Annotated in this window: 14 protein-coding genes; 4 read left to right on the top strand and 10 right to left on the bottom strand. The window is 42.5% G+C overall.

Annotated features, from left to right (window positions below; genetic code table 11):
* Positions 1-89 precede the first annotated feature (89 nt).
* The 4 genes from AAC147_RS03370 to AAC147_RS03355 all read right to left on the bottom strand — a co-directional run bounded on the left by AAC147_RS03370 (position 90) and on the right by AAC147_RS03355 (position 6,240).
* The gene (locus tag AAC147_RS03370; protein WP_047678986.1) at positions 90-917 is read right to left on the bottom strand and encodes an energy transducer TonB; all 828 of its coding nucleotides are present in this window, start codon (positions 915-917) and stop codon (positions 90-92) included.
* Positions 918-925: 8 nt separating this feature from the next.
* Positions 926-3,877 carry a TonB-dependent receptor domain-containing protein gene (locus AAC147_RS03365; protein WP_047678984.1) on the bottom strand — a complete coding sequence of 984 codons (2,952 nt, stop codon included), beginning with the start codon at positions 3,875-3,877 and terminating at the stop codon, positions 926-928.
* 53 nt (positions 3,878-3,930) lie between these two features.
* Positions 3,931-5,406 carry a surface lipoprotein assembly modifier gene (locus AAC147_RS03360; protein ID WP_047678982.1) on the bottom strand — a complete coding sequence of 492 codons (1,476 nt, stop codon included), beginning with the start codon at positions 5,404-5,406 and terminating at the stop codon, positions 3,931-3,933.
* 93 nt (positions 5,407-5,499) lie between these two features.
* Complete coding sequence (locus AAC147_RS03355; protein ID WP_047678980.1) at positions 5,500-6,240, bottom strand: Slam-dependent surface lipoprotein; 741 nt, start codon at positions 6,238-6,240, stop codon at positions 5,500-5,502.
* 402 nt (positions 6,241-6,642) lie between these two features.
* On the opposite strand from AAC147_RS03355, the gene AAC147_RS03350 reads away from it, so the two are divergent.
* Entirely contained in the window at positions 6,643-7,407 is a 765-nt protein-coding gene (locus AAC147_RS03350) for a transferase (protein ID WP_047678978.1), read from the top strand.
* On the opposite strand, the gene fdhD is transcribed toward AAC147_RS03350, so the two are convergent.
* Both fdhD and AAC147_RS03340 read right to left on the bottom strand, forming a co-directional pair.
* Entirely contained in the window at positions 7,404-8,234 is an 831-nt protein-coding gene (gene fdhD / locus AAC147_RS03345) for a formate dehydrogenase accessory sulfurtransferase FdhD (RefSeq protein WP_047678976.1), read from the bottom strand. The two genes, AAC147_RS03350 and fdhD, sit on opposite strands and share 4 nt — an antisense overlap.
* Before the next feature lie 156 nt (positions 8,235-8,390).
* A complete protein-coding gene (locus tag AAC147_RS03340) occupies positions 8,391-10,481 on the bottom strand; it encodes a plasmid pRiA4b ORF-3 family protein (RefSeq protein WP_231571315.1) in 2,091 nt (696 codons plus the stop codon).
* Between the two features lie 364 nt (positions 10,482-10,845).
* On the opposite strand from AAC147_RS03340, the gene AAC147_RS03335 reads away from it, so the two are divergent.
* A complete protein-coding gene (locus AAC147_RS03335; protein WP_047678974.1) occupies positions 10,846-12,495 on the top strand; it encodes an LTA synthase family protein in 1,650 nt (549 codons plus the stop codon).
* An 81-nt stretch (positions 12,496-12,576) separates the two neighbouring features.
* Here the strand turns inward: AAC147_RS03335 and AAC147_RS03330 are convergent, their stop codons facing one another.
* Positions 12,577-13,233 (bottom strand): helix-turn-helix transcriptional regulator, encoded by a 657-nt coding sequence (locus AAC147_RS03330; protein WP_047678972.1) that lies wholly within the window; start codon positions 13,231-13,233, stop codon positions 12,577-12,579.
* Positions 13,234-13,328: 95 nt separating this feature from the next.
* Here AAC147_RS03330 and AAC147_RS03325 point away from each other — a divergent pair, with 95 nt between their 5' ends.
* Both AAC147_RS03325 and AAC147_RS03320 read left to right on the top strand, forming a co-directional pair.
* Positions 13,329-14,744 carry an MFS transporter gene (locus AAC147_RS03325; protein WP_047678970.1) on the top strand — a complete coding sequence of 472 codons (1,416 nt, stop codon included), beginning with the start codon at positions 13,329-13,331 and terminating at the stop codon, positions 14,742-14,744.
* A 203-nt stretch (positions 14,745-14,947) separates the two neighbouring features.
* Positions 14,948-16,009 carry a TPM domain-containing protein gene (locus AAC147_RS03320; RefSeq protein ID WP_052189378.1) on the top strand — a complete coding sequence of 354 codons (1,062 nt, stop codon included), beginning with the start codon at positions 14,948-14,950 and terminating at the stop codon, positions 16,007-16,009.
* Positions 16,010-16,396: 387 nt separating this feature from the next.
* On the opposite strand, the gene cml is transcribed toward AAC147_RS03320, so the two are convergent.
* The 3 genes from cml to AAC147_RS03305 all read right to left on the bottom strand — a co-directional run.
* Positions 16,397-17,611 carry a CmlA/FloR family chloramphenicol efflux MFS transporter gene (gene cml, locus AAC147_RS03315; protein ID WP_052189376.1) on the bottom strand — a complete coding sequence of 405 codons (1,215 nt, stop codon included), beginning with the start codon at positions 17,609-17,611 and terminating at the stop codon, positions 16,397-16,399.
* Positions 17,612-18,087: 476 nt separating this feature from the next.
* The gene (locus AAC147_RS03310; protein ID WP_047678968.1) at positions 18,088-18,702 is read right to left on the bottom strand and encodes a tail fiber assembly protein; all 615 of its coding nucleotides are present in this window, start codon (positions 18,700-18,702) and stop codon (positions 18,088-18,090) included.
* Positions 18,702-19,557 (bottom strand): tail fiber protein (locus AAC147_RS03305; RefSeq protein WP_052189374.1); only part of this gene is annotated, 856 nt, incomplete at its 5' end. The genes AAC147_RS03310 and AAC147_RS03305, both read right to left, overlap by 1 nt.

Raw genomic sequence — 19,557 nt, 5'->3', positions numbered from 1 at the left:
CTTTCAGTAAAAATTGCGGGTTCATGCAAGAAGTGATGAAAAGAACCGGAATATCCAGGGCAACTGACTTCAAGCTAAAAAATGATTTGTCAATCCAACTCAAAGCTAATTTTCAGTGTGATATCTGCCGCCAGATTTGCAGGTTTCGGGCCAATAGATTTAGCAAGACTGAGTGCTTTTAATGCCTCATTATCCATTGCACTGTAACCGGAGGATTGAACGACTCTGGCTGCGGTGATGGAACCATCATTTTGCAGTGTAAAATTGACGGTCACCGTGCCTTCCTGTCTCATTCGTCTTGCTTTGCGGGGATAACGTTTATGACGTTCAATTTCCTGTCTGAGTTTTGTGCGGTAATTATCTGATTCACTATGACCTTGACCCATCACTGGTTGTGAAGTTGTTGCTCTGCTCATGCCGCCTTGTGAATTGATCTGCTCAAGGCCATTGGTTTCCAGCTCTTTTAGGTGCTGTTTCTGAGCGGGTTGAACGGATTGTTTTTCTCCATTTTCTTTCGGTTTTTCTTTTGGTTTTTCTTTCCGCTGCTTTTTCGGCTTTTGAATGTTAACTGGCTCGACAGGTTTCTCGATCTTTTTTTCTGTTTGAACTTTTTTATCCAGTGTAATTGCTGGTGTTGTTGGTGATTCAGGAACAGTTGGCAATAGCTGAGATAATTCAACAAACTCCGGTTCCTCCTTCCACGATGAAACCGCTACCATAGTGATCGAAAACTCTTTTTCAGGCGAATTTTGGTTGAGATGTTGAGCACTCTCATCGTAAGAATCTGTATGTCGGTTTAACAGCCATATCAGACTGGTATGCACTAAAACAGCAATCAGGATACCAACCAGAAAGCGTTTATTGAGTGTCAATGGAACATAGTTAACAGGGTTGTCTGATATCGCTGTGTTGATCATATTATCCTCTAAAACTGGCTGGTAAGACTGAGTTTAAAGGTTCTGCCCGGTGCCGGTATCATTGAGCGCGTCAGCGGATCAAGATAATAGCGGTTGGTTAAGTTAGTACCAGTCAGCTCCATTGATAGGGTAGGGGTGATCTGATAGCTAACATAAGCATCGACAGTGAATACCGGATTCCAGCGCATTGGATTGTTGGACTGCCCTTTGTAAACATCTGGCAAGATATTCATCAGCCATTTTTCATCTTTGTTTTCCGCTCCGCTGTGATAGAGCATCCGGCTGCCTAGCTCCAGTTTTTCATCAAACAGACGTCCGCCGATATTCAGATTAGCTGAATATTTCGGTTGAATGGAAGTACGCAGATAACCTCCTGGAAAACCACCGTCAATACACTCAGGGATACCATAACGATTCTGGGAGTCGATTCTTGCGACTGAGTTATTGTCACACACCTTGTTTTTCATATTGTAGACCAAGCCAATATCGGTAAAAACACTACCGTTGTCGTAACGCGCCTGTAACTCCAGACCAGCCAGTTTTTGTTTATCCAGTTGGGAGAAACGATAGGTATTATCCCGGTCGAACACATTTTCAATAACAGTATTGTAATAGGAGAGTTTGATATCGGCATTGCGTTCAGCATTAACCAATTGGCTGAAATCATAGACGAAGCCCACTTCTGTGGTTTTGGCTCGTTCTGGTTTGAAGTTTAGGCCTGTGTAATTTGCTTTAAAGCCTGAAAAGCCGACAGTATCTTCAAAAATACTCGGCATTCTTACTGCTTCAGCATAACGGGTATAGATTCGGAGATTGTCGGTGATATAGGCCGTAGCAGAAAATGTTGGTGCCCATGCGTGATCCTTACGTTTTGGGGCTGGTTCCCAGGGATTGGTAGGATCAGAGCCAGATACACTATTTGCATCGACTACCATGCCGTATTCATATTTATAAACTTCTTTGCCAGTTATTGGATCGATGATTCTCTCATTCATATCAAGCTGACCGTTGAAATAGGGGTTTTGGTTCTTTTTGAGCTGACCATTACTGGAATCATATTCCCAAGTGAATTCTTCTTGAACCATCCAACGCATCTGCTCATGGCGATCAATTTTGGATTTAATTTTTTTTACTTTATTACGTAACTCTTTTTTTTCTTTTCTGTTAAGTTTGGAATAATAATCGTTATTCTGCTTTTTCTTAAAATATTCCGATTCTTCTGCTGTTAGTGTTCGCCAATAACTCATCTCATGCCCGATGGAATCACCCACTTTTTTATAACGTCCATCTCTCGCGGCACGACGTTCATTGAGAAAATCATCTTTGGACCAATAGGAAACACGTTTAGCACCCGCGCTTAATGCCAGCCATGAAGCAGGGCGCCAATCAAAGTTAAAAGCGAGATTGATTTCTTGACGTTGCCCTTTCCTTGCCGGTGACTGGAAAAAGTACATATTTTGGGGATTATACTCATCGTTGGAATCCAGATGTTCGCGTTGGAAATTTCCTATCAGGGTCAAGTCCAGATTGCGGGTCAGCTCAAATTTATTAGAAATATCCACGCCCCAGCGATTATTTTGGGAATTGGTGACGGCTGTATTTATCAATGTGCCATCAATATCGGGGGTCTTTTTGTCGCGCTCGTTTTCCCATTTATAATCCCGGCTAACCGGACTACGGGGATATCCACCCGCGGTATTGGTATTCCCTGTCGTGCGGGTTGTCCACAAGTTTATATCGAAATCGATATAGGGATTTTCAGCAGGGTGCCATTTATAAGTCAGGTTGGCTGCTTGTTGACGGACATTAGCCAGCGGCCATTGAGGAACCACATTATCTTCAGCAAGTACCATTGCCAGTCTTGAAGGCATAATATCGCCAAAATCCATGCGAGTATTGCGAAAACCAAGTTGTAGTGCTTGATCATCGGTGAAGTGCCAGGTGTTTTTGATTAACACAGATTGCATCTCACTGGAAGTATTAGGAACTTCATTACCGGGGCGGTAGATGCGGGCAGCAAAGGGCAAATAAGGGTCTAAACTTGTTTGTGGTTCAGTCATCAGTTTTTTATCGGCTTCTGTAACGGCTTCATCATAACGATGGGCTCCACCTTTACCGGCAAAATAGTTACCCTGACGGCGATAAGCATAAGCCAGCATCAAATCAAAATATTGCTGCCTTGTGCCCACGGCGATACGGAATGCATTGTCTTTGAAACCAAACAGTTTATTGTCTTTTGATGAATGTGGCGTGATTTTCAAGGCAGGATCAGTTTCAGCATCTTTGTAGGTAAAGTCAGGAATATCGCGGTAATCCTGCCCCAGTGACAAAGAAGGGATACGCTCTCTGACTGAATTACTACTGGTTTCCAGTTTGGTATTGATGCCAAACGTTTCTCCTTCCGGCACCACATCATCAATATTTAGTGTTTTGATAGCGACTGCGCCCCCGATAGATCCTTTGACTTTACGATTCAGGGAGGGGCCTTTTTCGATTTCAATACTGCTGATTAAGTTTGGGTCAATATAGTTGCGGTTATTAGCACCGTTGTAACCACGCCCAACGGTAATGGCCTGTTCCGTTCCATCAATAGTGACGGGAACACGTCCCTGCCCCTGAATACCACGGATATTAATATCTAAGGCACCACTATTGCGGGCATCACCGCTGTATACACCTGCGGCACCTTTAATGACGTCAGCAGGAGATGCACCTTTGTAGCGCTCGATCTGCTTTTTGCCGATATAGATATTGGAAATATCTTTGTCATAGACCGCATCATAACCGGTTTCATCTTTATGACTGCTATCTGTAACCCGAATTTTGCCTAAATCAGTCTTGCCGTTTGGGGCTGTGGTCGCAGGTTTGGATTCAGCAAACAGAGGTGGTGCTGCCAGTGAAAATGCCAGTGATAAGGCCACTGTGGTGGGGGTAAGCCGGGTTTTGAGTCGATATGCCATTGATATTTCCTGCCTCAATTATCATCGTACAAATAAAAATCATCAGATTTTGCTTAAAAATATTTTTCCAGCCTGATCAGCACTTCGTTTTTGTTAAAGCTGTACAACCAATCCACATTGCTGTGATTGCGTCGGTGGCGGAAAGTCACAGAGGGGGTCATGCCCAATATTTCAGCGGCAGGAATTTTGATAACAGCAGTGTAAATCTGCTCCGTATCCTGACGTCTGGCCCTAAGCATCGGGCTGTAAGCGCCAAAGCGCCGATCCCGCAGTGTGGCAAATAGTGAACCATTGATACCGCGGTAGATTTGCCCGGCAATCCCGGCACGTGCACCCCATTGTTGATAACGGTCTGCGGGATGCAGGTCGTTATCCCGGTAAACCCAGTCACCGCCGCCAAACAGGATAAATTCTTTGTTAATGGCGTGGGATAAGGTGAGGTAAGAAGAGGTGAGTGCGCCATCTTTTCTGCGGTAATGTTGCTGATGGCGCAATTGTTTGTGCTCAAGTTCAATATTAAGCACTGTTTGGGAGGTAATTCCCCATCTCCACTCAGTTTTGAGACCTGTGGCGCGATAAAAGGTATCACCAGCCCGCTGCTTATATTCAAACACAGGGCCAAAAGAGATATTGTGGTTCCTGTTTTTATAATTATAGCCGCCGATTAGCTGGAAAGTGTTTTCGTTCTCATCATGGTAATCACGATAGTTTTCACCATAAATCAGACCACGCCCAAAAATACCGTGATGGCCGATAAGCTGGTAGCGCCGGTTTAATGTAGCATCATAAGACATCCCCCACGCCTTGATGGCTCTGGGGACTTGGCTTTGAAAGAATCGATTATTCTTTAGGTCATAATACTGAGAGAAGCTTTCCTGATCAGGAGACATATTGACGTTATCGTTATAGGCATAACCAGCAGAGAATGAGCCACGCCAACCATTTCTCAGTTTTATGGCTTCCAGGTAACTGTTAATGTTCTTTAAAACTGCTTCTGGTAACTGTTGCGGTTCACTCGATGCTGAGAACAGGTCTTCAGCTTCCCGGTTTTTATGATCTTCAAAATAGACACGAGCTAATTCTAGTTTGATGCGAAGAAAATCGGGTTGTTGTTTCAGAATTTGTTGATAATGATAGGCAGCGAGATCCAGGTCACCTTCAAGACGTGCCAGCCCACCCTGGGCAAAATTCACCAACATAACATCATGCCCGGATAATTTTTGGTAAGCGGCGAGAAAGCGACTGACATCCGGCCATTGTCGGTGGTTTACGGCAAGATAGAGAGCCTGACCGATATCATTTAGATTATTTTCTACCTGAAATGTTCGCCCATTAATGACAATAGATGAAGCGTCGTCCTCGGTAAAAATGGGATCAGGGGTAATCAGATTGGTTTCTTTTTCCTGTTGATTATGTTGTGCCTCTTGCCAGATTTTATGTGAGGTATCTTCATCCGCATAAGTGGATAAAGAAAAGCATAAGGCTATCAATGCTGTTAATAATATTGGCGTTTTTCTATTGTCAAACATTGGGGAAACCAGATCACAAAGTTCATGCTATTAGAAAAAATAAAAACAGAGAACAGTGCCCATTTGGGGCACTGTTCTCTAAAAAATTAACAATTACTGTTTAGTACCACCGAAGGCGGTATCTTTGGATCTGTCATCGTCAAATTTGGCATATCCAGCCAGACTGGATGCATTATCTCCAAAGAAGTGACCTTCTGTTGTCCCGACAAGGTTGCCAATGTTAGCGTCGCCCTCAAACTTAGCATCGGCATAGATATCGGCATCAATATTTATTGTCATTGCAGCATTTGACATCGAACCAATCAGTGTTTTTTCACCAAAATCTGCGGTAAATTCACCGGACAGAGCATTATTACCGCTGTATTGGTTAATACCTGTTACTGTATAAGTTGCTGTACCATCGGTTGGAATGTTGGTAGTGACATCCTTGCCAGCGTAATAAACCGTATGGGTTGAGTCATCGGCATTACCCGTCTGGGACCATTCACCAAAGTAAACATCCGCATTGGCAACTTTGCTGAAATGAAATACTCCCATACTACCGTGCGTACCCGGAGCACCCGCCATTGAGATATTATGAATGCCATTATTATCGGCTGGAGCCATACGGGTCAGACCAGCAAACCCAGTGATCTGACCACCGTAGACGGAACTGACACCTATACCCGGTTCACCCGCTCCGCCACCGTGTGGACCACGACCCGCTTCGGTTTTCCCAACCTTAATATATGATGGTGTACTTACTTGACTCTGACCAAATCCTACTGCTGCCTGAGCCTGTGCCATAAATCCTAAGACGCCTACAGCGGCGACTAATACTTTAATCTTTCTCATTATTATCCTCGCTTGGAATAGGGGTTCCTTTTTACCCCATCATGAAAAATGAACTGATTTACTGCGCAAAGAAAATTACACTTTTCATATGATAATGTAAATGATAATAATTCTTGTTTGTTTTTTGGTGTGTGGAGTGGTTAATGGTGGATTTTACATAATATGTTGAATTTATTTAATTTTTATATTTTTTGATAGAAGGGTGACAATTTTCTTTTTGTCAAAAATGTGAGGTTGGTAAACTTAAACACTTTATATTGTTGTGGTATTAATAATCTAATTTTATTCAGTGAAATAGTTACTTATACTCGGAGAAGCTTTTTTTGTATGAGCATAACGCGAATTCTATTAAGAATGTCTTTATATTTATCAATCTGATATTTGTTTAATATGGAACCTGTTATGGACACCAGAATCATTATTCAATCAGCTAAAGAAAGGAAAGATTTCAGGGAAGAATCCTATGATATTATCAGTGCCAGTTGGCCGGAATTTGTAGATCATGGTGAGGTGGTCGAGCAATATTGGGATACGTTATATGAGCCTGATTTTAGTCATTTTCAAAAATGTGCCATCCTTAAACAAGGGCAACAAGAACGTCTGATTGGATTATTGAATTCAATTCCTTTTCCGTGGGAGCAAACTTCCTTAAATCAACTGCCTGACGATGGTTGGGATGCAGTATTGCGTAAGGGTGCAGAGGCTAAGGGAAAAAAGCAAGCAAATATGCTGTCAGCTTTGTCTGTGACTGTTGATCCTGAATTCCGTGGACATCATGTTCCGGCTTTATTAATTGATAGTGTGAAACAAACCGCGCGTGAAGCAGGGTTGCAAGGGATGGTTGTTCCTGTCAGGCCAAGTCTGAAAAGTTGTTATCCACTGCAAGATTTTGTCGAATACTGTAACTGGAAAAATGAAAAAGGGGAGCCATTTGATCCCTGGATACGTACTCATTGGCGTTTAGGGGCCAAAATCATCAAACCTGCACTCCGTTCGATGAATATTTACGGTACAGTGGAAGAGTGGCAAGAATGGATAGGTATGAAATTCCCACAAAGTGGGGAATACATCATTCCAGGTGGATTAGTGCCATTGGTGGTGGATACGGAGAAACAGATGGCCCACTACATCGAACCCAATTTGTGGGTGTTTCATAGCCTTGATTAATCTTTTAACCGTTGAGGGTGTGTATATATTGTTGCTCGTCCCGGCTTACAGAAACCTGCCAGTGTCAGGTTACATTTTTCCGCTACTTCGATTGCAAGTGAAGTAGCGGCAGAAACTGCAAACACTATTTCCACGCCACAATTGGCGGATTTTTGCACCATTTCGTAACTGGCCCGGCTGGAAACCAAAACAGCCCCTTGCTGCCAACCTGTTTTTGATCGCATTCCCAGTAACTTATCCAATGCAACATGGCGACCAACGTCTTCGCATCCACCCAGTAAATTTCCTTCTAAGTCAATCCAACCAGCAGCATGTGTACAACCCGTTATTGCACCGATATTTTGCAAACGGGGTAATTGTGAAAGCGCCTGATCCAGATAGCTTAATGAGAAATTTTGTGTAAAGGGCAGGGGAGTGATTGGGCGAAATATTTCAGATAGCTGTTCGGTGCCACAAATACCACAACCCGTTCTGCCAGCCATACTGCGACGGCGCTCTTTCAATTCAGCAAAGCGGCGACTGGAGAGTTCGATATGTAATTCAATGCCGCCGTGACAACTGATAATTGAATCAATACCACGAATTTCCTGCGGAGAAATGATCAGCCCTTCCGATAATGAGAAGCCGATTGCGAAATGTTCGAGATCTTTCGGACTTGCCATCATCACAACATGAGAAATGCCGTTGTAAACCAAGGCAATGGGGACTTCTTCTGCCACCCAATCCAGTTTGGGGCTGCTCAGATGATTTTTTTGTTGTACATAGGTACGGGAAGTACCGCAAATCTCATGAGTGATTAAGTGGTTTCCTGACCTTGTGTTACCCATTTGCTTCATTCTCCATCGGATTAATTTATGATGCTGTTGATTGAATATCATCGGCTCAATCCGGCGTTTGCGCTGCCAGTAAAAATACCAGAGACTATTTTCTTCTCTGGTTTTACTGACTTTATTGCTTGAACAGTTCTTTATTCGAATAAAAAACTATTCGAATAGTTTTCTGAGCCTATGATTCGCTTCTTGTTTATCAAAAGGTTCAAGTGATTCACTTGGGGACAACCCGATATATTCCAAGTGCTCTGCTTCATCTTCGGTCAATAGCTTTCTCTTTCTCAACTTGAGTAAATAATTCCATTCCCAAATACCGCCAGAATCTTCAGTTGGGCAGATCCCGTTACCTGCGGTAACTTTAGGCTGAAGGACATCTTTTTCAAGCACCTTCTCTACTGTTACCTGATGGAGCCAGTCATCACCAAAGTCATACTGGTAGTTGAGTTCATCACCAATATCACGTAAGAATAAACCAATACATACCTGGTCATAATTTTCTTCCGGGATTTCTATTCCCCCAAGTTCAAAACGGAACAGATGCATATTTTCCCATCCCATGACATTTTGTATCACATCATGCAATTCATTCAGTGTCATCTGGTTACTGATATGAACCCGACGCCAGATAGCAGGGCTTGCTTCCAGTAAGCTGATTTTGATAACCAACCCTTGTGGTGGGATTGAAGAAGAGAGGTCATCCAGATCCATAGTAAAAAGCCGAAAACTGAATTCAGACAGGGTATCAAATAAACCAAATCTCTTACGGTTTATCGCGGGATCGTGGAGCGCATGAGCCAAATCCAGATATTCATTCGTCAAACGTTTCTCTTCTGGTGGTAGCTTATATCTCTCGACAGCGGCGGAGTAAGTCAGACGCCCGGTAAACACGTCCTTGTTTGCATAATAGTAGAGTTTCAATAAGTCTCTGGGTTTTTTCGCTTTCAATATACATTCTTCTGGTGCCAGCCAGCTCATCATGAGCGCTGATTCAACAGATTGGCCGAGGCTGAAGTAACCGAGACGACTCTGCTCTTGCCGCTTCGGGTTTACCTCATAACCCAATTTCTGGCTCCATTGTTCAAGATTAAACTCTTCTGGTTGAGTCCAGTCGATAGGCAATTGTGACAACCAATAAAGTGAGTAAAGGTCGAGAGGTGTATTTTTAGCTTGCTGAACGGAAAAGATCCACGGTAGCACTTGTTGCAGCCAGTCTGGAGAAACAAGCGTAAATTCAACACTGGTATCGGTGCTTAATTGTGCTATTAACTCACTGAGTGTTTGGTCAGGGACGGTATTCAATAAGGTTTCCCGGATACCAGATTTAAAATCCAGCATCATACTTATCTGGTACTCCTTACCATCCAGTGTGGCTTTCATCATCATGCTAGCGCAATCATTACCGTCAACCTGGGTGGTGTATAGTTCGTATATTTCTGCTGTCGCCCGTGCCTTATGGTGTGCCAGTGCACGTTTTTTCCATCGCTTCAGATAGGGTTTAATTGAAGGATGACGGTTGAAACGGGCACACAGGTTTATAAGCTGTAAGTAGGATAAATGTTTCCAGGCAGAAGAAGAACATTGATCCAGCACTTGTGCACTGGTAAGCGCTATTGGTTCCTCAAAGTATTGAGTTAGCAAAAGTAGTGCATCAATACCCCATGAATACTGTATGACTTCCGACAGTATATAGTGTAACGCGTCAAGGGGGGCAACAGAAAAACCATCTTCAAAAAATTCAATGAATTCGATGCCGGATTGAAGATTAAGTTCATGAATGAGTTCTTTTAATTTAGGAGGATTTTGGGGAAAAGAAGCCACATTTGTGCTATCGGTATGTTTTGTAATATCCAACAATTGAGCAATGTCAGCTTTGATGTGAAACTGGTATCGCTTCAAGATTGAGGAACATAACAATACGTTTTCACTATGCAGCTCGAAGTTTTCTTTAGCATAATTTAGTATTAGTTCAATAGCTTGTTCAAATTGTTGTTTGACTTCCTTAGGTGAATTGACAGCGATTAATGCGAGTTCTGAGATGGCAACTTCAAGCCAATCTTGGACGCTGTCTCCTATATCATCCATAGTTTCTTCAGGTAGAGTTAATGCCGTAGTGATCATCAAAAAGATATTCTCTGGATTGGCAAACCACTGAACTTGTTTTGGGGTTAGATGTCGTTGCTTCTCTGGCTGGAGGGCATATTCTTCTATCGCAGAGCACAATTTTTCAGGTGTTAGTTTCATCATCAATCTCTTCTATTTTCAATATATTAATCAATAAGAATAACCATGATTGTACTGTCCAATCTAACCTAGATTGTAAATATAGTTATTAACAGGATTTCATTCTGATAATACTCTTATTTGTCACTATGATCGCCAATTTATTCAACAGATTTTAAATTTAATAGTTAATTGCGATTGAATTAATCAACATAGTGTTAACAGTAGAATCATGGTGATAGATTTTTTAAAAACTTACCCTTATCTGTCAGGTTGGCACATTAGGTACTGAAAGACTTGCTTTATTTTGTCTACAGTATGTCGGGAAACCTGTGCTATTTTCATCGGCTGGTATGAAACTGGACTCATGCATGGAACACAGTAAGGTATGAAGAAAAAAATAATCTCAGGGGTTTATTTGGGGGTATTGTTGCTCGCAGCTCTGGTATTAGTATTTGAAAAAAGTGCTGATATCTATCCCGCGTTAGTTTCTGTTGGTGTATTTAGTACGCTCTTTGGGCTGGTATTTCTTATTACAGCACGCGGGTTGTTTTCCGCAGTATTTACCGGAACCCTTTTTATTATCATCAAATTCCTCAACCAGCTAAAAGTTCACTACTATAAAGACCAACTGATGTTCTCTGATTTGAATATTATGCTCGATCCTTCAAATCAGGAAACTCTGCACCACTATTGGTTAGCCGGTCTTGCAGTAGTAGCGATGCTGGTTTGGCTAATCTTCAATATGTTCCTGAGCTGGAGAAGTGCAAATCCAGTGCGAGGGCTAAAATGGCGGGTGTTGAGTGTTGTATTGGTTGCTGCCGGTGTTGGGAGTGTCAATCTTACCGTCAATGCTTACCATAACGAATGGCAGGCTGAATTACCCAAAGGGCGTGGGACAATGACCAATATGGTGATGTCAGCTAAAGATGTAGAGTACCAATCTCCTAAATTTGGTGTATCAGCAGATTATTTTTTGCAGCAGGCGAAAAATGTCACTCTGCCTGAACCACAATCAGAGGTAAAACCGGATGTGGTTGTATTATTGCAGGAATCTACGGTTAACCCGCATATTTATCAGTTACCGACGAATACTCGGTTACCAGACCTTTTTATGTTTCAGCATGATGCGGGGGTCAGCGCGCAAAGTCCACTCCGGGTACAAACCTTTGGTGGTGGAACGTGGCTATCAGAGTTCTCTATCCTGACTGGATTAGATACTGATGACTTCGGCTCGCGTAAAAATTCTGTGTTTTATTTTGTGGTTGACCATCTGCAAAATAGCCTGTTTCATGCCATGAAAGATAATGGTTATTATACTGTGGTGCTGACGCCATTTAATAAATCTGCCTATCATGCCGGACATGCATACCAGACACTGGGTGTTGATCGCATTATCCAGCCACAAGAGTTGGGTTATCCAGCAAGTATGGATGAGAATTTGTGGCAGATCAGGACACAAGATGTATTGTCTTACGTGAAAACTCTCCTGACTGAGGAGACGGATAAACCCATCTTTATTTACGCTCTGACTATGTACGAGCATGGGCCTTATGAAGAGAACCATAGCGACGATTATGGATTGACGGGCAAACTTGAAACTTCATCGGCAATAGGAAAATTCAGCCACTATATGGAAAAGATCACGACATCGGATCCATCTATCAAAGAATTCAGTGAATTTGTGGCTAAACGCGATAAGCCGACCGTTTTTCTCTCATTTGGTGATCATCAACCTAATATCCATTTTAACCAATATTCCTCTTCACTGCCTGATCCGGCGTATCTGACTCAATTTACGATGCGGGATAATCTGAAACAGGGAACGCCTATTACCATCGGCAAGCTGACAGATATTTCTTTTCTCGGCGGGATGATTTTGGAAAGGGCTCGGTTAACCGTTCCACCTTTCTATCAGGCTAATATAACGATGCGTCATTTATGTGGTGGTGAGCTTAATGACTGTCAGGACAAAGCACTGGTGGAGAGCTATAAGCATTATATTTACCAGCAGTTATCTGTGGCAGGTAAAGAATAACCTGGCTGTTATGTAAATATTAAGCAAATAAAACCTACATGCGCTCAATCGTGTAGGTTTTATATGTAAGCTTTATCTGGTCTATTTCAATGGTGTAATGCGGTAAGCACAGCGTCGGGCACCGTTCAGAATATATTCAGTTCTTTCCACTTGTGCTTGCAGAATTTCCCGAAACATTTTGAGCTCAGCGCGACAAAAACCCTGGCATATGCTGGCGGCAGCACAGATTGGGCAGTGATTTTCAACAAACAAAACTGAATTATCTTCCTGAACGATATATTGAGCCATATAACCTTCCTGGCAGCGTATCTTAGCCAGACGCTCAATTTTTTCCTGTAATCCAGTTGCTCCTTCCATTGCGATTTTATAATTATCAGAAACTTCTTTTTCACGAGATTTGATAATGAAATCCAACGTTGATTCACCCAATTGATCGCGGATAATCGTAATCATCTGGACGGTTAATTCTGCATGAGTATTGGGAAATTTAGCGTTCCCCTTGTCGGTCAGATACCAAAGCTGAATAGGGCGACCGACTCCCCTTGTTTCTGAGTGCCCTTCAACCAGACCCTCTTTAGCCAGCTTCACAAACTGTTGGCGGGCAGCTTCCGCAGTGGTGCCTAATATCTTACCAGCATCAGCAGATTGCATAGCACCTCGCGTTTTTAATAGCATCAATAATCGTTCACTCACAGAGTGTGGCGTTATCATGCTATTTTCCAAGTCAATGCTTGACATATTGTTAGACCTGACAGTAATTTATTCCAAGATTTATCTTGTTTAATTTAACGTAACAAATTTCACAACTCAACCTGAGTTCAGGAATAATCATCATGACAATAACTGAGGAAAATCGCTGGAGGGATCTGTTTTCCAGTAAAAATGCACCGAGTGCGATAGCGCTTTCACTGGGTGTGGGATTGATGGCTGTTAATACTTTGATTGCGATTACGATTTTGCCTTCTGTTGTAAAGGATATCGGGGGATTGAACCTCTATGCCTGGAATACAACGTTGTTTGTTGTCGCATCTATTATCGGATCGATACTCTCAGCACGACTGCTGAGTGCATCAGGTGCAAGAAATGCTTATTTGGTTGCTGCCCTGGTTTTTTTTATTGGCAGTCTATTTTGTACTTTCGCACCAACAATGGAAATTATGCTGATTGGGAGAGCCATTCAGGGGATTGGAGGTGGATTTCTCTTTGCACTTTCCTATTCAATGATTAATCTGGTATTTGCACAATCGCTTTGGCCACGAGCGATGGCATTAATTTCAGGGGTATGGGGGGTGTCAACCCTGATCGGGCCAGCTATTGGTGGTATTTTTGCTGAAATGAATGTGTGGCGTTATGCGTTTGGCATTATGTTGCCTATTATTTTGTTGTATGCCTTATTCACTTATCGGATTCTCCCCAAAAAACAGGTAGAGAATACAACGAAAACAGCGTTACCCGTTGTGCAGCTTATTCTGCTATCCGCTGCTGTACTCGCAGTCTCCGCAGGGAGTTTGTCACAAGATGTGCGTATCAATATTCTTGGCATTGTGACAGCAGTAATATTGGTATCCTTATTGGTTATCTATGAATCCCGCACTTCAGCAAAATTATTTCCAGAGAATGCGTTGAATTGGCACTCTCCCCATTTGATCTTATTCGCGACTATATCGCTTTTAGTGATAGGGCTGGCGGGTGATGTTTTTATTCCCTACTTTCTGCAAATTCTGCACGGGAAATCTCCTTTAGCTTCTGGTTATATGGTTGCCACTGCGGCAATTGGTTGGACGATTGGGGAAATGCTCAGTGCTAGTTGGCAGGGTGAGAAAATTCGCTTGGCGATTGTAAGTGGTCCTGTCTTCATGCTTATTGGTATGTTGATATTGCTTGTCATGTTGCCTTATCAGTCAGCGGGAGAGTGGCAAATAATCCTACCGATAATTTTTGGCTTGGGGCTATTTGGTTTTGGTGTCGGTTTTGGTTGGCCTCATTTGTTGACCCGCATTTTGCAGGTTTCCAATGATACTGATAAAAATATTGCCGGTTCATCTATTACTACTGTTCAGCTATTTGCCACAGCATTTGGCTCTGCATTGGCTGGCATGGTCACTAACATATTTGGATTTTATCAGCCCGGTGGCATTGAGGGCGCAGTTTCTTCTTCCCATTGGTTATTTTTACTTTTCACTATTGCACCAATATTGGCATTATTGACTGCATGGAAATCAGCAAGGATTACAGTAGAACAGCAGTAAAATAGGCAAATGGTATAATCTGTGCATTGGCTTTCTATGGAAAACCAATGCATAAAAAGTATCGGTTTTTGCAGAATATCAGCCATATTAAATTCCTTTAATACCCATCAATTCATTTAGATAATTACGATATTAGACGTAACAAGATAGGTAAATATAATATGATATGGAAAGATGTTATAAAATAAAACTAAGGATATTTGATGTTCATGATTTCCAATCTACCAATGGATGGTTTAAGTACCAACATAAAACATACCCAAAGATATAGCCGCTCAATAATAAAACATGTTTTGATACTATTTATGCTCTTCTTTAGCATAAGCAGTGTATCAGCAAAAGAGAGCCGACAAGAGACGACGCTCGTTGAAGTGCCGGCACTTACCCAGAGTGTAACGGATGTATCCAATGTCCTAACCAAGAATGAACACCAACGTTTGACTCGCAAACTGAAAAAATTGCAATCAGAACACAAAGTTCAAATGGCGGTTTTGATTATTCCGACGACAGGGAGTGATAGTATTGAAACCTTTGCTTCCCGCGTATTCACTGAATGGAAACTAGGCAGTAAACAACGTAATGATGGCATTCTGTTTTTGGTGGCATCAAATGATCATAAGATGCGTATTGCCGTTGGCTCCGGGCTTAAAAAGCAGCTAACGGAAACTCAACTGGCAAATATTTTACGTAAGGATGCGAAGCTTGCTTTCAAAGAGGATGACTATTATGAAGGTCTCAATAATAGCATTGAGTCCCTTGAATCCTTGGTAAAACAACCTTGGCAAGAGAAGGCGTCGCAAGAAACATCGAAGATTACGCAGGCTTTTGAAGACGACAACAGCGATACTTCCGACAACATATCAGATAAAGATTTTTCGAATCTGCTGATTTTTTGGTTGATCGGCCTGATATCTTTGCCACTGCTGGTTTTCCGCAAAGGTGGCCGGTTTAAGCGTTTCCTCAAGAGTGCATCAACGGTGGCTGTCTGTACTTTTGTTCTCAGTTTGGTTGGTATTTTTCCTACTATCCCGTTGGGATACTATCTGATGATTTTCTTCTTACCCGTAATCCTGATACTTGTTGTGCTCTTTTTCGGTGCATCGTTACTGGGCAGTTTATTCAGTAGTCTCTTTGGTGGGTTATTTGGTGGTTCCGGTTCAGAATCTCCTACTACTGCTACTGAGCGTACGGCAAACCCTAACGATGACAGTTTTTCCGGTGGTGGCGGAAAAAGTGACAATGATGGTGCATCAGGGGATTGGTAACCTGTTTGGTTAGAACCTGATTGTTAAGCAGACATGCTTTTTATACGTAATATAAGAACATGTCTGCTTTTTTGTACGCTTAACTAAAATATCTTCTCCATTTGGTCGATAGGGTTTTAATCGTGAAGAATTGGCATAATTATTTACCTATATTTTAGTTTATTACATGGCATATCGATAATTCCAACATTGAATATTCAAGATGTTGAAATTTTATCGAAGGCGAAATCTGACAGGTTTTGTTGATAATTCACACAACGTATTACCATTTTTACTATTTGAATAATTCGAATTAAACCAATTGCTTGAAATAGAATATTGTCAGAACACGCGATATGAGACTTCAGAAAGAAGTTATTCATATCGCGGTATCTATAGATCATCCACTTAATGATTTTGATCCGATTGCTTGTACCCTTCATTGTTAATAAAACAGGATAAACAAAGCACTACGGTTGCCAGAACTAGGCAATAAGCGACAATTGGCCAGGTAGTCGCATTGGATAAAAAGGTAATGGTGAGCGTTCCGCCTATTCCCAACAATAACCCTCCCAGACAAGAGTAGAGTGCTGTTACAGTGCCGGCCATATGATCAAAACCTTGTAGTGCGCCATTAGGTGCAACAGAAATCGCCATAGAAACTCCAACACCGACGAACCACATTGGGACGATGAAACCAAATACTGACTTAGGTATGAGCGTTTCCCCAACAGACAGCAATAGTGCTCCTGTTATCAGGCAAAACATCCCCGCCCGTAATATATTCAGGATGCCCCATCGGGTAATCAAAGTACCTACATTTCGCGCAGTTACCATCATTGAGATAGCCACAGTCGCAAATAGCAAACTGAAGGTAAGCTGAGATAATCCTTGTCGGTTTATCATTACCCAAGGCGCTGTTGAAAAGAAGACGAAGAAACTCCCAAGTCCTGCGCTATAGCAAAGTGTATACAGCCAAAAATGCAGGTACTTTACTGGGAGAAGTAGTTGCGACAATTGTAAGTCTACCGTCTGTTGTCGCCGGGTTTCTGGGAAGAGTTTCCAGGCTGCAATAACAACAATTGCCATCGTACATCCTAATAAACCAAAGATAGCGCGCCATCCTAGCCAAATATTAACCAACGTTCCGAGCAAAGGGGCTACTGCCGGAACCATGGTAAGCATAGAACCGAGCAAACCATAGATGATGTTGATTTCTTTGCGACCAGAATAGATGTCGCGTACCGCCGCGAACATGGCTACGAGACATGCTGAAGCACCGCATGCTTGAATAATGCGGAGGCCCAAAAAAACTTCTGGTGATGAAGTTATCGCAAGGCCGAATGAAGCAACCGTATAAGCCATTCCACCGCTAAGTAAAACAGGACGGCGACCGAGCCGATCTGACAGTGGGCCAAATAGAAGTTGGCCGACTCCTAACAAAATCATGTATACGGTTAGAGTTAGCTGGATCGCCCCTGCTCCAGCACCAAGTGCATCAGCAATCAAAGGCATTACGGGCAGATACATATCCATAGCCAGTGATGCCAGTAAATCGAATGGGGATAACAGTAATATTGTGGCGGTAAGAGAATATCGCCAGGAAAAATCGTTTGAGTGCACGAATCCATCTCCTAAAGTTAAGGATTTGACGGCGTGCTCATAGAATTGAGAGGTTCTTGAGGACGCCGCAACAACCGAAAAACGATGGTTGCTGCGGCTTATCTATCTGTGTGCTTTTTGATCATGCTCATATGTAGGTTATCCTATGAATGAGTGGATTCGTATCGTGAGATCTTCATGCTGAGAAGCAAAGATCCTTAAATTACGTGTGGTACTTTATAGATCATTGTTAATCTTTTCTAACAATTTTTTGTTTGATGATAGTTCCTTACGGGGCATTTCTTAGGTCAGGAACTGAGCCTGACTAATTGAAAAACAATCAGGCTGCAAATATGCAATCTGGTCGAGATTACCGAGATTGGTGTGTTCTGTTGGCGATAGGGAACTTGTGGTATTTCCGAAGGGGGAGCGGTTAGACATCCATGTCTAGATTGGTATGAGAACAATAACAGATAGTTGCGGTTATTTTCCTGTTATCACTTTGGTTGTTCAGGCCATACGATATCAGGGGCAATTGAGCAATCCACCCGACTGAGCAACACCCGGTATTTACGCCATGCAGTGAATGCAGATTTTTCGGCATCAGTGGCAATACCTAAATCGACGGCATCCTGTAGTGGAGCAATCCGATGAAACACCTCAATCAGCAATTGTTGTTTCTGAGATTTTGCCTGCTGCACTTCATGTTGATGCTGTGCTTCAATATCCGTCACCCACTGTGTACCATTCCATTTATCAAAGGGAGTTTTCGGCTCCAGTAGCGTGAGTTCTGTGGGAAGCTCCCCAATTTCCATTATCTCAATATGTTCACGAGTCTGAATATGGTATGCCTTTTTACCCCGGTAATCTGATACATACTCCCATGATTTGCCGTCAACTGTCCGGCAAATCACCTTATTCGGCGCTTTGGGTAGTTTGGGTTCATCCAGATACGATCCCGCAGATAAAGTAACACCAATAAAGGTACGTTCCAGTTTTGTTCCGATGTATTCCCGGTTTACCGCATTCGTGCAATAAACCTGTACCCAACCATAGGACAGAGCAAATCCATTTTTGTCAAATTGTATCGGTGGTTCTGTTGGCTGAGTCATTACCTTCCCCTTACTAAAAATATCACCGCAACATTTTTCATCCTATTTTCAGCCGATGTCGGGACAACGGAAGATGCACGAAATTCTCGATCCTCATAAACGTAGCCATTGTCCCCAAATGCGCCACTGTAAACGTGACTTCCTCTACCTTGGTCAATGATGGAGAATGCTCCAGTTGTATGATCGTAAATCTCATCTGTTTTACGACTACCTGTCCTAATTACTCCTGTGATATCTCTGATAGCATCAGCCTGAAATGATCCCAGTACCCTCCCAACCTCCGAGTCAACACTTCCAGTTTTATCCCATCCACGAGGCACATAACCCCGCCAATCTGGCAGATTTCCTGAAGGGTAGTGTTTGAGTAATTCAGGATATTTATTAGGGTCAATTTGTCCGCCCTCCATCGGCAGGAAGTTATTGGGATGCGGTAGATCACTGCACCACATTAAAATACCACCGATGGGAACTGCCAATAATTCAGCGTCTTCTTTTTTGATAAGCTCACTAATCAGCATAGTTGTCACATTTTGGCTCATCACAAGATCATTAGATACCCCAGTTTGTTGAACAATAGCTGATTTTGGCAAGGCATTTTCCGCCTGATTGACTGTATCTCGTAATCCGAGATTATTTACAAAAGTGTCTTTATCAGGAATATCAGCTCCGTTCTGGTCTTTCGCTAAGCGGGTATTGGCATTGTTATTCGCATTGTTGGCGTTTTGGTAGGCTGTATTGGCTAGGTCATAGGCTACTTTCACTGCTTTTGGTGTTGCTGCGTTAGCCTCGCTATCACTGCTGACATCATTGCTCAGGGTAACAAATCCTTTATCACGTAGCGTTGCATCTGGATGG

It is taken from the genome of Xenorhabdus sp. NBAII XenSa04 (assembly GCF_963866145.1).
Taxonomy (GTDB): Bacteria; Pseudomonadota; Gammaproteobacteria; order Enterobacterales; family Enterobacteriaceae; genus Xenorhabdus; species Xenorhabdus indica.
The sequence above is the reverse complement of the archived record's forward strand: the minus strand, read 5'-3'. Positions and strand labels throughout refer to the sequence as shown.

Excerpts from the sequence above, each read along its gene's own strand:
- AAC147_RS03370 (WP_047678986.1), bottom strand. The coding sequence starts at position 917 with ATGATCAACACAGCGATATCAGACAACCCTGTTAACTATGTTCCATTG.
- AAC147_RS03365 (WP_047678984.1), bottom strand. The coding sequence starts at position 3,877 with ATGGCATATCGACTCAAAACCCGGCTTACCCCCACCACAGTGGCCTTA.
- AAC147_RS03360 (WP_047678982.1), bottom strand. The coding sequence starts at position 5,406 with ATGTTTGACAATAGAAAAACGCCAATATTATTAACAGCATTGATAGCC.
- AAC147_RS03355 (WP_047678980.1), bottom strand. The coding sequence starts at position 6,240 with ATGAGAAAGATTAAAGTATTAGTCGCCGCTGTAGGCGTCTTAGGATTT.
- AAC147_RS03350 (WP_047678978.1), top strand. The coding sequence starts at position 6,643 with ATGGACACCAGAATCATTATTCAATCAGCTAAAGAAAGGAAAGATTTC.
- fdhD (WP_047678976.1), bottom strand. The coding sequence starts at position 8,234 with ATGGGTAACACAAGGTCAGGAAACCACTTAATCACTCATGAGATTTGC.
- AAC147_RS03340 (WP_231571315.1), bottom strand. The coding sequence starts at position 10,481 with ATGATGAAACTAACACCTGAAAAATTGTGCTCTGCGATAGAAGAATAT.
- AAC147_RS03335 (WP_047678974.1), top strand. The coding sequence starts at position 10,846 with ATGAAGAAAAAAATAATCTCAGGGGTTTATTTGGGGGTATTGTTGCTC.
- AAC147_RS03330 (WP_047678972.1), bottom strand. The coding sequence starts at position 13,233 with ATGTCAAGCATTGACTTGGAAAATAGCATGATAACGCCACACTCTGTG.
- AAC147_RS03325 (WP_047678970.1), top strand. The coding sequence starts at position 13,329 with ATGACAATAACTGAGGAAAATCGCTGGAGGGATCTGTTTTCCAGTAAA.
- AAC147_RS03320 (WP_052189378.1), top strand. The coding sequence starts at position 14,948 with ATGTTCATGATTTCCAATCTACCAATGGATGGTTTAAGTACCAACATA.
- AAC147_RS03310 (WP_047678968.1), bottom strand. The coding sequence starts at position 18,702 with ATGACTCAGCCAACAGAACCACCGATACAATTTGACAAAAATGGATTT.